We start from the raw sequence: 12,153 nt of genomic DNA on the forward strand, positions 1-12,153 counted from the left end.
TCCTTTGTCATTCAGCCGATCTGCACTTCTTCGCGCAGGTCGTGCCAGATATCTTTCGAGATTTCGATGAAACGCGGCTCATAGCGCACCTCCGACGTGACCCGCGGACGTGGCAGATCGATGTCGTACACGCGCTTGAGCGTCGCCGGGCGCGACGTCAGCACGAACACGCGGTCGGCGAGGGCGATCGCCTCTTCGAGATCGTGCGTGACGAACACGACGGAGCCCTTGTTCGCCGACCAGAGCTGCAACAGCTCGTCCTGCATCAGCGTGCGCGTTTGCATGTCGAGCGCCGAGAACGGCTCGTCCATCAGCAGGATTTCCGGCTGATTGATGAACGTCTGCGCGAGCGCGACGCGCTTGCGCATCCCGCCCGAGAGCTGATGCGGGTAATGCTTCGCGAATTTGCCGAGCCCGACGCGGCGAATCCATTCTTCCGCGTCGGCATAGGCGGATGCCTTCGAGCGGCCGCGAAAGAGCGGGCCGGCCGCGACGTTGTCGAGCACGTTGCGCCACGGAAATACCGCGTCCGCCTGGAACACGAAGCCGATCCGCGGATCGATGCCGTCGACCGGCCGTCCCATCACGCGCACCTCGCCCGAGACCGGTTTCAGGAGGCCCGTGATCAGATTGAGCGTCGTCGACTTGCCGCAGCCCGTCGGGCCGACGATCGCGACGAACTCGCCGCGCGCGACCGACATCGTGAAATCGCGCAGCGCGACGGTTGCGTGACCGTCCGCCGAGATGAAACGGCACGACACGTTGCGAAACTCGATCGCCGGCGCGTTCGCCGCATGAGGTTGATTCATCGCTATCGTCCTGCATCAAAGCCGGCGCTGCGCGAACCGCGCCGGCAGCTTGAAGTTCGGGCCGGCGCGCCGGCCCGCCGGATCATGTTCGCCGCGCTCACTTCGCGCTGACGAACTCGTTCGTATACGTCTTCGACAGATCGATATGCTTGCCCTTCACCGACGGGTTGAACGCGGACAGCACCTTCAATACCGTCGCCGGACCATCCGCGGGCATCTTGCCGTCGGCCGTGTACATCGGCAGCGACGCCTTCAGCGCGTTCACGTAGAGCGCCTTGTCCTTCTGATAATCGGCGGGCATCTTCGCGGCGATCTCGTCCGCGCTGTGCGAGTGAATGAATTGCATTGTCTTCGCGAACGCGTGCGCGAGCTTCGTCGCCTGCGCCTTGTGCGTGTCGGCCCACGCGGACTGCACGTACAGGCTGGACGCCGGATACGTACCGCCGAGCGCCGCACGCGTGCCGTCGAGCGTGCGCATGTCGACGAGCACCTTCGCATCGCCCGCTTTTTCGAGCGCGGACACCGTGGGCTCGGTCGTCATCCCCGCATCGATGCGCCCTTGCTTGATCGCCGCAATGAAGCTCGCGTCGGCGCCGACGGGCAGCATCGTGTATTGGTTCGACGCGATTCCTTTCTGTTGCGCGAGGTACTGCGTGAGAAAGCTCGTCGACGAACCGAGGCCCGTCACGCCGAGCGTCTTGCCCTTCACGTCGGCCATCGATTTGATCGAATCCGCCGCCTTCGTCGCGACCATCTCGACTTCTCCCGGCACTTGCCCGAACACGACGATCGCCTTCACGTCCTTGCCCTTGCTTTGCAGATCGATCGTATGGTCGTAGAAGCCGACGACCGCCTGCACCGCGCCCGCGAGCAATTCGTTCTCCGCATCGACGCCCGCCGGCTGCGACAGCAGCTCGACATCGAGCCCTTGCTCCTTGAAGTAGCCGAGTTCCTGCGTGAGGCGCGCAGGCAGGTAGATCAATTTCGTGATGCCGCCCACCATGATCGTGATCTTGCCGCCGTCGTCGGCGGCAAGGGCGGCGGAAGAAGCGAGGCCTGCGCCCAGGCCGACCGCGAGCGCGGCGAGGCTGAACGCGCTGAACGCACGAGCACGAAGAGGAAAGCGCATCGGGAGTCTCCAATGTTGTCTGTTTGTGGCGAGCGACGCGTGGCGCATCGTCGGGACGAGTATAGGAAGCCGAAGCCTTCCGCGAGCTTTCGCGGCAGTTGCTTTCTCTTAGGGGTTTTCCAGCAAGACGGGGGCGGGGTAGACGCGGGTTCGAATCGGATGCGGGCAGGGAGACGAGCCGCACGAACCGCCGGTCGGAGGGCGCTTCAATGAAAAAAACGCGCGGGGCGCGTCACCACGCCCCGCGCGTTTCACGTATCGCGATGCTTACTTCATCGACGCCACGGAGGTCTTCACCGCCTTGTCGTAGAAAGTGGACAGCGCATTACGCAGCAACTTCCGGGTCGGATCGTCCGCATAACCCATATGGCCGGCCGGATAGAGAATCCGCGTATACATCTGGGCCATCTGCTGCGTCGGAACCGCCTGCGCGACCGATTGCATGTCCCAATCGACCTGGGCCGCCGGCACGACGGAATCGTAATAGCCCGCCGACGTCAGCACCTGCATGTGCGGGTTGATCATCATTTCGTCCGCGATGAAGATCGTCGCATCCGGGAATGCCAGCTTCGAGCCGTCCGGATAGGTCGTATTGTGATCCCACGCATCGGCGATCGTGCCCGTCAGGCCGTGGTACAGCGACGGCGTCTGATACTTCAGCGTGTTATACGCATACGACGCGAAGATCGGGGTATACGCGGCCAGATCGTTGAGCGACGGATCGTAGGTCAAATAGCTGTTCGGCATCGGGAAGACCTTCGCGAGATTGCCCGCCAGCTGTTTGCGCAGATCGTAGTATCCCAACGTTTGGCCGGCAATCATGCCGGTGGCATCCAGCCAGCCGGTAACCGCCGCGAGCACGTCGGTAGCCGAGCTGACTGGCGTGTCGCCCTGGGTCGCGTTGTTGTAGATGACAGGCGTGTTGCCCGTCAGCGCCTGCAAGCGTGCGACCAGCGTGCCCGCCTTCGCGTACTGCGCGGCAGTGGGCACCGAGTTGTACGGATTGGGCGTGACCGAGCGCAGATCGTTGAACGTGAAGTTCTCGGATGCCTGGAACAGATCGGCCTCACTGAGCTGCGCCAGCGAAGGATCGGTGATCTTGCCGTAGTACTTGGCCGCCATCGTGATCGTCGGCAGCAAGAACGGCGGCAGCGGATCGCGGCGAGCCGGCTCGCCTTCATAGAAATTCAGCGCCGGCGCCTGCATCATCAGCCCGCTCAACTTGATTCCGTACTGATCCTGCAATGCATACGACAAAATGCCCGCGCGCGGGCCGCCGTAAGATTCGCCGTACACCATCAGCGGCGAGTTGCCCCGGTTGTTCGTGATCATGTAGCGGTTGATGAAGCCCGCCATGATATTGACGTCCGGGTTGACGCCCCAGAAATCCTGGTTCTTGCTGGGCGCGATGGCCTCCGAATAGCCCGTGCCGACCGGATCGACGAAGATCAGATCGCTCTTGTCCAGCAAGGTCTGCGGATTTTCGCCGAGCGTCACGTCGTTCGGCCCCGATACCGTCGAGCCCTGCGCCGTGAAGACGCGCATCGGGCCGAACGAACCCATGTGCAGGAACGACGAAGGCGAGCCGGGGCCGCCGTTGAAAAACACCGTCACTGGCCGGCGTGTCGTGTTCTGGTTGTCGAGCGTGTACGCGGTATAGAAGATCGACGCCTGCGCGGCGTTGGTATTCGGGTCGCGCACGATCAGGTGGCCCGCTGTCGCCGTATAGGTCATGTTGACGCCGTTGAGTTTGATGCGGTGATGCGTAACGGCAGCGGCCTCGGTGGCCGTGGGCAGCGACGCGGTCGGGCTCGCGTCGTAAAGCGTGTTGTCGACGTAGGGCTGATCGGCCGGAAGCGGCGTCAGCGCCTGCTGCGTCGCTTGGTTGCCCTGGTTGCCTTGGCTGTTCTGGTCGACCTGGACCGTGGCCGACGTAACCTCCGGCGCGATAGGCTTGGGCGCGGACGACGCGCCGGACGCCGTGGCGGAACTGGTCACGCCCGCCGACGAGCCAGGCGACGAACCGTCTCCGCCGCACGCGCTCAATAGGAAGAGGGCCGCAACCGAGGACAGCACCGCCGCGCGCCCCGGCAGGGCAAATGGCGCGTTCCGTCGTTTTGACGTGCCGATCGATACAAACGATGTCATTTTCGAATACCCCTGTATAAAAACAACTCACGGACAACGCTCCGCCGAGGGCGGATTGCCCCAAGCCGGATGACTGGCCTGCCGTCGAGTTGTCAGTTTTTGACTGAAACAATTGGTTCGAATTAATTCGAAGCATCCATCTATATTGGGATTTTCCGTCTCCTCCTATTTTGAAATCATCGATGAATCGCCGAGCGCCGGAAATCGAGAAGCCGTTATCCCGATATCCATACCCAATCTCTAAATTGATTTCACTTTAATCGGCATCGCGCAAATCGATTCGCCGGCCTTTCTTTCATTACGCATACAACCAAACGCAATGTCCGCGGGCTCGCCGGCGCACTGCCCGTGGATTGGATTCCGAAAAACCTGTTATTCGGTCAGCCGAATTCGACTGAACCCCATCTCGAAATGATTTAGATGGCGCAAAGCCGGTTCCTTTGCAATATAGCGCAATGAAGCGTAAGGAGGCGCCAACCGGCACGCAAGCGATATTCAACATACTCAGTATGTGAGATTTCCAACAATTTTTTTTGAGATTTCTTGAAAATACCCTGTAAATTTTATCGTCGATTTGCGCATATCGGCGGTGTTTGCAATAACGATTTACCCGCATCACGAATATGAAAGGCAATCGGCCGCGCATAAGCGGGATATTGTCGAAACAACGAAACCGGAAAAACTAAACATTCCGATGGCTTTCTTTATTATTTCTTTTTCCTATCGATTTTCGGGGCTGCCGGACGGCGGCGCCCGGCAGCCGATCGACGACGCTCTAACAAACCTGCCGCCACTCCAGTACATGCGTCGCGCTGATCGCGCAGCCGGTCAAATAAAAGCCGACACCCAAAACACCATGCGTCATGAGGCTGTGCAAGCGCGCCAGCGCCGGGCGCGGCGTGCGGCTCGCGGCAACGCCCGCGCCCATGCCCGGCTGCATCACGAAAAACGGCGCGGCGATGCTGCCGATGCCGACGATCAGCGCCGGCGCGAGCGTCGGCCGGCACACCCAGCCGAGCCCCCAGCCAGCCAGCAGCACGGCCGCGAACCCGATGCCGATCAGATAATGGGCGAGCCAGCCGATCGCCCGCTCGCACCGCACGCGCGGCGATAAGGCAATCGCATCATGAAAGAAGCGGCCGCGTGCCACATGCGCGAGCCAGCGGCCCACCAGGCCGTAATCCAACGGCACGACGCCGAACCAGCGCCGGCGCACGATGGCCCACACGTCCGTTGCCGCCGTCGCGCCGGTGCCGATCAGCAGCGCGCCGGCCGAATAAGCCGCGATATCAGCCAGCGCGCCCATCGGCCGCCTCCTGCGCCTGCGTCGACGTGGGCGCCGCCCGTGCGCTGACCAGCCAGCACGCGGCGGTAAAACGGACCTCGGCTTGATGGACGAACGGCTCGAACGCATCGCGAACGGCAACGGCCACCCGCCTTCGCGTGAGTTCGTCCGCATCCTTCAGCGCGAGGGCAACCGGCCCGATTCGGCTCAAATAATCGGCGAGATCTTTTTCGGCGAACGAGCAGCCGGCATCGAGCGGCCGCACGTCGATCGAGGTCCAGCCGCCCGCTTTCAGCGTCGACGCAATCAGGCCAGGTTCGGCAAAGAAGAACGGCCCCGGCGCGCCCGGCCGGCGCACCGGCAAATCCGGCAGCAGCGCAGCGGCAGCCCGTTCGGCCGTCGTCATGAACGGATTGTCGGCGGGATCGCGCCACGCCACGAACCAAAGCACGGCATCGTCCGTGGCCGCGCGCCGAAGATTCGCGAACGCCTGCGCCGGATCGTCGAAAAACATCACGCCGAAGCGCGAAATGATTGTGTCGAAGCGGGCGGACGCGAACGCGTGGGTCTGCGCATCGGCGCAAACGAAGCTTGCACGCGCGCCTTCGCGCTTGGCGCGGGCACAGGCGGCAACGATCATCGGCACCGACACGTCGATGCCAACGCAGCTCCCCGCGTCGCCCAACCGGCGCGCGACGGCAAGCGTCGTGCCGCCGGTGCCGCAGCCGACGTCGAGCACCCGGCGCGCACCGCTCACGCGCACTGCGTCGACGAGCAACGCCTCGAGCGGCGCGAACATCTGGTCGAGCACCGCCTGCGTGTCGACCCATGCACGTCCGGTGCGACCGTTCCAGAGCACGCGTTGCTCGTTTGGCCGCGAAGCGGCCGGTTGCGCGACAGTCATGATGCTTTCCCGTGTATGCCATCAAGAGGCGGAAGCTACACTGTGCCAATTCAAGTTAACTTGAGGTCAAGCCCGTGGGAAATTTGGATATCGCCGACGTCGCTCGACAATCCGGCCTCCCTGCGTCGACGTTGCGCTTCTATGAGGAAAAAGGGCTGATCGCCTCGACCGGCAGGCTCGGACTGCGCCGCCAATTCGACGCTGGCGTGCTCGAACGGCTCGCGCTGATCGCACTCGGGCGCGCCGCCGGCCTGTCGCTCGATCAGATCGCGCGGATGCTCGCGCCCGACGGGCGGCCGCGCATCGACCGGCAGATGCTCGCGACAAAGGCTGACGAACTCGATCGGACCATTCGTTCGCTGAGCGCGATGCGCGACGGACTGCGGCACGCGGCCGCATGCACCGCGCCGAGCCATCTGGAATGCCCGACATTCCGCCGTTTGCTGCGCGCGGCAGCGGCGGGCGCGATAGGGCAGACGCGAAAAAAACGGGCGATGCGATCGGCATGAGGCCGGCCCGCGCCAAGGTTCCCGCTTCGAAACGCGGTGCGACGCGCATCAGTGCGCATCCGCACGCACCGTGCCGGGCGCCGTGCTCAGCGCAACCCCGCCGCCACGCGCCCGGCCAGATCGATTCCCATCTCGAACACCCGCCCGACGAACGCAATCAGATTCGGCGCCATCAGTTGCACGAGCAACAGCCCGACCAGCATCGTCACCGGAAAGCCAACCTGGAACACACCGATCTGCGGCGCCGCGCGATTGAGGATGCCGAGCGCCAGGTTCGCGATCAGCAGCGCCGCGACGACAGGCAGCGCGAGCAGCAGCCCCATCTCGAAGATCGCCGCGCCGGACGCGGCGAGCGTTCGCCAGCCGGGCGCGCGCAGCAGATCGGCCGACACCGGCACGAGCCGGAACGAATCGACGAGCACCACGAACACCTGCAAATGCCCGTCGAGCGCGGCGAACGCAAGCATTGCGATCGCGTTCAGAAAGCGCCCCATGACGGGCGTCGCGCCGCTCGCGTGCGGATCGAAGAACGTCGCGAAGCCGAGCCCCATCGACAGGCCGATGAAGTCGCCCGCCGCCTCGATCGCCGCGAACACGACCTGCATCGCAAAACCGAGCGCCACGCCGATCAGAAACTGATTGACGATGATCCCCACACCCTGCGCGGAAAACAGGGTGACGGCCGGCACCGGCCCGAGCGTGGGCGCGACGGCCAACGCGATGAAAGCCGCCAACCCGATCTTCACGCGTGCGGGCGTCGCGCGATGGCCCGTGAGCGGCGCCGTCGCGACGAGCGCAAGCAGCCGCGCGAACGGCCACAGAAACGCCGTGAGCCAACCGTTCAATTGCGCGTAAGTGACGGAAAACATCGGTCGGGATCGCAACCGCGGACTGCCGCGGAAATTTGAAAAAAGCGAAACGGACAAAGCGGATGCAAGCGCGCGGCGCCGGCGTCAACTCGCGCCAAGCGTCGCGACGCGCAGCAAAATCTCACGCAGATAATCGAGCATCGTCGACAGCATCCACGGGCCCGCGATCACCATCGTCGCGGCAACCGCGAGCAGCTTCGGGATAAACGACAGCGTCGCCTCGTTGATCTGCGTCGCGGCCTGAAACAAGCTCACGACGAGGCCCACCGCGAGCGCGACGAGCAACAGCGGCGCGGCAAGCAGAAGGCCGACGTACATCGCCTGATGCGCGAGCGTCATCACGTTTTCCGAAGTCATCTCGATATGCTTCCCACGATCACGCGAAACTCTGGGCGAGCGAGCCGATCAGCAACTGCCAGCCGTCGACGAGCACGAACAGCATCAGCTTGAACGGCAGCGACACCGTCGCGGGCGACACCATCATCATCCCCATCGACATCAGCACGCTCGCCACGACCATATCGATGATGAGAAACGGAATGAAGATCGTGAAGCCGATTTGAAACCCCGTCTTCAACTCGCTCGTGACGAACGCGGGCACGAGCAGCGACAGCGGCACGTCTTGCGGACCTTGCATCGGCGCGGCTTTCGCAAGCTTCGCGAACAACGCGAGATCGGTCTCGCGCGTCTGCTTCAGCATGAACGCCTTGAACGGCGCCACGCCGCCGCGCACCGCCTGGTCCATCGGCAGCGTGCCTTCTGAGAACGGCTTATAGCCGTCGGCATAAGCCTTGTCGAGCACGGGCGTCATCACGAACAGCGTCAGAAACAAAGCAAGGCCGACGAGCACCTGGTTCGGCGGCGTCGTCGCCGTGCCGAGCGCCTGCCGCAACAGCGACAGCACGATGATGATTCGCGTGAAGCTCGTCATCATCAGCAGCATCGCCGGCAGGAACGACAGCATCGTGAGCAGCAGCATCGTCTGCACGCTCAGCGAATAGGTGGTGCCGCCGTTCGGGCCGGGCGCCGCGTTGAACGCAGGCAGGCCCGCCGCCTGCGCACAGGCGAGCGCGGGCGCGAGACCGATCGCGAGCGCGGGCAACCAGCGCGCGGCAGCGCGCAACAGAGGGGTTTTCATCGAGTAATGGCGGAAATGTCGAAAAGCGCGGGGCGCGCGGCGCAACGCAAATGCGGCATTCCGGCGAACGCCGGGCCGCCGCGAATGTGCTGGCGCACGCGCTCGCGCCGCGAAGGCAATCTCGCCGGCAAAGAAAGCGGCGAACCGGAGGAACGCCGGGAATGCGCGGCCCCGGCATGCGTGCGGCGGCGCCAAGCACGCCGGCGTTCGCTTCGCAAAGGAAGCGCCATGAGCAAAAAGGATGGCGTAAGCAGTGAATAGGCCGGTTGCATCGTCTTCAACGGCTTTCGCCGCCCATCCGGAAACGCTTCGCGGCAACCTCCAGCAGCGCGTCGCGAAAACGCTGGGCGGATGCGCCGGCAAGGGTAGGGCGGTGCGGGGAAGCCGATGCCGGGCTGACGACGCCCCCCGCGCTTGCGGCGCCTCCATCCGCATCGGCCGATTCAACGCACGACGTCGCACCGAGCGAAGACATGCCGGCCGCATCCAACGTGCGCTCAGCCGCGCCACCGGCGGCCACGCCGCCAATTGCCGCGCCGGCCCGGTTCGCCGGATGCGCGCCGCCCGCCGGGCTCGCGGCCGACGCGGACAGCGCATGCAAAAGCCGCACGTTGCCAGGCGCGACGCCCAGCACGAGCGACGTATCGCCGATCGCGACGATCGTCACGCGCTCCTTGCCGCCGACCGCGACGCTCGCGACGACTTTCAGCGCAACATTGCCGCCGCGTGCCGGTTGAAAGCCGAAGCGGCGCGCGAGCCACGCGCAGCCGAACACGGCGCCGATCACCAGTGCGAGCGCAACGAGCGTTTGCAGCACCGCGCCGGCGCCAAGCGACGGCGCGGCCGAACCCGCGACGACGCTCGACGCAAGCGGCGATGCATGATTCACCGTATCGAGACTGGCGACACTGGCGGCAAACGCGCGCGGTACGGCCGTGCCGAATATGCCGAATATGCCGGCCACGCGTGCTGCGACGCGCGCAGCCGCGCCAACGCAGCATCTCGCGAACGGCGCGCGCCGAATGCGCGAACCGTCGGCCCATGCGGGCGTGCCGCCGTGCAATACCGGCCGCCGCCGTTGCGCCGCACGCGGTGCAACGGCACTCATGGCGGCACGCGCAACCATGTCCCGGCGCTTCCCGCCGCGCCATCTCAGCCCGGCGCCTGGTTTCACCGATTGAGCTTCCGGATGCGTTCGGACGGCGTGATGATATCGGTGAGCCGAATCCCGAACTTGTCGTTGACCACCACCACCTCGCCCTGCGCGATCAGGCAGCCGTTGACCAGCACATCCATCGGCTCGCCAGCGAGCCCGTCCAGTTCGACGACCGAGCCCTGCGCAAGCTGCAGCAGGTTGCGAATCGCAATCTTCGTGCGGCCGAGTTCGACCGTCATCTTGACCGGGATGTCGAGAATCAGGTCGATATCGTTGTGCGTCGGCGCCGCGCCCGCCTTCGACAGCGGCCGGAACACGCCCGCGCCGGTCGCACCGGTCTCGATCGGCTGCTGGTTCTGCTCGGCGAGCGCCGCCGCCCAGTCGTCCATGCCGGCGTCCTCTCGCGGCGCGTCCGCCACCGGCTCGCCGGCCGCCGCCGCGGCCTGCGCGAACGCGTCGTCGTCCGCGCCGCCCGCCTCGGGCGTGGAGTTCAGCTCAGTCATATCCACCTTCCTTCATCGTATCGCTCGCGCCGATCATCTTCTGCACGCGCAGCGCGTATTGGCCATTGAAAATGCCGTACCCGCACTCCATCACCGGCACGCCGTCCACTCTCGCGGTGATCGTGTCCGCGATGTCGAGCGGCAACACATCGCCCGCGCGCAGATTGAGAATCTGCTCGAAGGTCGTCGGTATCTCGGCGAGATCCGCGGCAAGCTCGACCTCGGCCGCCTGCACCTGCTGCGACAGCACGCGCACCCAGCGGCGGTCGACCTCCAGCGCCTCGCCCTGGATCGGCGACGAAAGCACGTCGCGGATCGGCTCGATCATCGAGTACGGCATGCAGATGTGCAGCGTGCCGCCCGTCGGCCCGAATTCGATCGAGAACTGCGTGACGATCACGATTTCGTTCGGCGTCGCGACGTTCGCGAACTGCGTATGCATCTCCGAGCGCACGAACTCGAACTGCAGCGGCCGCACGCTCTTCCACGCGCTCGTGTAGTGCTCGAACACGAGATTGAGCAGCTTGCCGATGATCCGCTGCTCGGTTGCCGTGAAGTCGCGGCCCTCGACGCGCGTGTGAAAACGCCCGTCGCCGCCGAACAGGTTGTCGACGACGAAGAACACCAGGTTCGGATCGAACACGAACAGCGACGTGCCGCGCAGCGGCTTCACGTGCACCAGGTTCAGGTTGGTGGGGATCGGCAGGTTGCGGGTGAATTCGCTGTACTTTTGCACTTTCACCTGGCTCACCGAAATCTCCGCGGTGCGCCGCATGAAATTGAAGATGCCGATGCGCAAAAGGCGCGCGAAGCGGTCGTTGATGATCTCGAGGCCGGGCATCCGGCCGCGCACGATCCGCTCCTGCGTCGCGATGTTGTACGGACGGATGCCCGACGTGTCCGCGGGCTCGTCGGCCGATTCATCCTCGCCCGTCACGCCCTTCAGGAGTGCATCGACCTCCTCCTGGGACATGAACTCTTCGTGGCCCATACGCGCTCCTTCGCCCGCGGCGTTACTGGACGACGAATTCGGTAAACAGCACGTCGTCGACGCGCACGCTCTGGTTGCCCGGCTGGGTCGGCTGCTCGATCACGGCCTTCAGCTCGTCGGCGAGCGCGCGTTTGCCGGCGAGCGTCGCAAGCTCGTCCGGACGCTTGTTCGACAATGCGAGCAGGATCCGGCTGCGCAGCTCGGGCATGTGCCGGCTCAGGTACTCCTGCGCCTTCGGATCGGTAAGCTTCAGCGACAAACCGACGCGCAGATAATGCTGGATGCCGTCGTCCGACTGCAGGTTCACGGTGAGCGGCTCGAGCGCGAAAAAGACCGGCACGGCAAGCGGCGCGGGCGCGCCGGGCCTGCCGTGGCGCACGCCGCCGTCCGTCAGCACGAAATACGTGCCGGCCGCGGCCGCCGCCGCCGCGCCGAATCCGATCAGCATGAGCAGCGCCACTCGCTTGAACTTGCCGGACGAAGCCGGTTTGTCGGCGGACAGGTTTGCGGTCGTGATAGCCATGGCATGCGGGAAGACTTTAGGTAGCCTGCATTGTTCGGCATCGGCGGGCGGTGCGATGGGCGGAATAGAAGGGGGATTTGCGGTTATCTCGTTCGTTTGTCCGGCGGCAGGACGGCGGCGGCGTTTGCCAACGCGCACGGCCGCCGCCGCGGGTGAGCGGGTGAGCGGGTGAGCGGGGGAGCGGGGGAG

At 64.7% G+C, this 12,153-nt stretch carries 13 protein-coding genes; 1 reads left to right on the forward strand and 12 read right to left on the reverse strand.

Features of this window, described 5'->3' with window-relative positions:
• Positions 1-11: 11 nt before the first annotated feature.
• From BSIN_RS12460 to BSIN_RS12480, 5 genes are all read right to left on the reverse strand, one after another.
• Entirely contained in the window at positions 12-809 is a 798-nt protein-coding gene (locus BSIN_RS12460) for an ABC transporter ATP-binding protein (protein WP_059517115.1), read from the reverse strand.
• Positions 810-906: 97 nt separating this feature from the next.
• The gene (locus BSIN_RS12465) at positions 907-1,938 is read right to left on the reverse strand and encodes an ABC transporter substrate-binding protein (protein WP_089340736.1); all 1,032 of its coding nucleotides are present in this window, start codon (positions 1,936-1,938) and stop codon (positions 907-909) included.
• Positions 1,939-2,205: 267 nt separating this feature from the next.
• The gene (locus BSIN_RS12470) at positions 2,206-3,936 is read right to left on the reverse strand and encodes a S10 family serine carboxypeptidase-like protein (protein ID WP_159935952.1); all 1,731 of its coding nucleotides are present in this window, start codon (positions 3,934-3,936) and stop codon (positions 2,206-2,208) included.
• Between the two features lie 925 nt (positions 3,937-4,861).
• Positions 4,862-5,392, reverse strand: a complete 531-nt coding sequence (locus BSIN_RS12475) for a DUF2938 domain-containing protein (RefSeq protein WP_369828180.1) — start codon at positions 5,390-5,392, stop codon at positions 4,862-4,864.
• Complete coding sequence (locus BSIN_RS12480) at positions 5,376-6,275, reverse strand: class I SAM-dependent methyltransferase (protein ID WP_089340738.1); 900 nt, start codon at positions 6,273-6,275, stop codon at positions 5,376-5,378. Before BSIN_RS12480 ends, BSIN_RS12475 begins: the two co-directional genes overlap by 17 nt.
• A 74-nt stretch (positions 6,276-6,349) precedes the next feature.
• Between BSIN_RS12480 and BSIN_RS12485 the strand changes: the two genes are divergently transcribed.
• Positions 6,350-6,784: a helix-turn-helix domain-containing protein gene (locus tag BSIN_RS12485; RefSeq protein WP_089340739.1), complete on the forward strand. Its 435-nt coding sequence runs from the start codon at positions 6,350-6,352 to the stop codon at positions 6,782-6,784.
• 86 nt (positions 6,785-6,870) lie between these two features.
• Here BSIN_RS12485 and fliR read toward each other — a convergent pair whose 3' ends face one another.
• The 7 genes from fliR to fliL form a co-directional block, all read right to left on the reverse strand.
• Positions 6,871-7,653: a flagellar biosynthetic protein FliR gene (gene fliR / locus BSIN_RS12490; protein ID WP_089340740.1), complete on the reverse strand. Its 783-nt coding sequence runs from the start codon at positions 7,651-7,653 to the stop codon at positions 6,871-6,873.
• Between the two features lie 84 nt (positions 7,654-7,737).
• On the reverse strand, positions 7,738-8,010 hold the full coding sequence (fliQ, locus tag BSIN_RS12495) for a flagellar biosynthesis protein FliQ (protein ID WP_069233550.1): 273 nt from the start codon (positions 8,008-8,010) through the stop codon (positions 7,738-7,740).
• 19 nt (positions 8,011-8,029) lie between these two features.
• Positions 8,030-8,791: a flagellar type III secretion system pore protein FliP gene (gene fliP / locus BSIN_RS12500; RefSeq protein WP_089340741.1), complete on the reverse strand. Its 762-nt coding sequence runs from the start codon at positions 8,789-8,791 to the stop codon at positions 8,030-8,032.
• 277 nt (positions 8,792-9,068) lie between these two features.
• The gene (gene fliO / locus BSIN_RS26770; protein ID WP_440245257.1) at positions 9,069-9,899 is read right to left on the reverse strand and encodes a flagellar biosynthetic protein FliO; all 831 of its coding nucleotides are present in this window, start codon (positions 9,897-9,899) and stop codon (positions 9,069-9,071) included.
• Between the two features lie 62 nt (positions 9,900-9,961).
• A complete protein-coding gene (fliN, locus tag BSIN_RS12515; RefSeq protein WP_089340744.1) occupies positions 9,962-10,450 on the reverse strand; it encodes a flagellar motor switch protein FliN in 489 nt (162 codons plus the stop codon).
• On the reverse strand, positions 10,443-11,441 hold the full coding sequence (gene fliM / locus BSIN_RS12520; RefSeq protein WP_059517095.1) for a flagellar motor switch protein FliM: 999 nt from the start codon (positions 11,439-11,441) through the stop codon (positions 10,443-10,445). Before fliM ends, fliN begins: the two co-directional genes overlap by 8 nt.
• 22 nt (positions 11,442-11,463) lie before the next feature.
• On the reverse strand, positions 11,464-11,964 hold the full coding sequence (fliL, locus tag BSIN_RS12525; protein WP_089340745.1) for a flagellar basal body-associated protein FliL: 501 nt from the start codon (positions 11,962-11,964) through the stop codon (positions 11,464-11,466).
• Between the last annotated feature and the right edge of the window lie 189 nt (positions 11,965-12,153).

The organism is Burkholderia singularis, from assembly GCF_900176645.1.
Lineage (GTDB): Bacteria > Pseudomonadota > Gammaproteobacteria > Burkholderiales > Burkholderiaceae > Burkholderia > Burkholderia singularis.

Bases quoted from the DNA above. Each gene is read 5' to 3' on its own strand.
- BSIN_RS12460 (WP_059517115.1), bottom strand. From the start codon at position 809: ATGAATCAACCTCATGCGGCGAACGCGCCGGCGATCGAGTTTCGCAAC.
- BSIN_RS12465 (WP_089340736.1), bottom strand. From the start codon at position 1,938: ATGCGCTTTCCTCTTCGTGCTCGTGCGTTCAGCGCGTTCAGCCTCGCC.
- BSIN_RS12475 (WP_369828180.1), bottom strand. From the start codon at position 5,392: ATGGGCGCGCTGGCTGATATCGCGGCTTATTCGGCCGGCGCGCTGCTG.
- BSIN_RS12480 (WP_089340738.1), bottom strand. From the start codon at position 6,275: ATGACTGTCGCGCAACCGGCCGCTTCGCGGCCAAACGAGCAACGCGTG.
- fliR (WP_089340740.1), bottom strand. From the start codon at position 7,653: ATGTTTTCCGTCACTTACGCGCAATTGAACGGTTGGCTCACGGCGTTT.
- fliQ (WP_069233550.1), bottom strand. From the start codon at position 8,010: ATGACTTCGGAAAACGTGATGACGCTCGCGCATCAGGCGATGTACGTC.
- fliP (WP_089340741.1), bottom strand. From the start codon at position 8,791: ATGAAAACCCCTCTGTTGCGCGCTGCCGCGCGCTGGTTGCCCGCGCTC.
- fliO (WP_440245257.1), bottom strand. From the start codon at position 9,899: ATGAGTGCCGTTGCACCGCGTGCGGCGCAACGGCGGCGGCCGGTATTG.
- fliN (WP_089340744.1), bottom strand. From the start codon at position 10,450: ATGACTGAGCTGAACTCCACGCCCGAGGCGGGCGGCGCGGACGACGAC.
- fliM (WP_059517095.1), bottom strand. From the start codon at position 11,441: ATGGGCCACGAAGAGTTCATGTCCCAGGAGGAGGTCGATGCACTCCTG.
- fliL (WP_089340745.1), bottom strand. From the start codon at position 11,964: ATGGCTATCACGACCGCAAACCTGTCCGCCGACAAACCGGCTTCGTCC.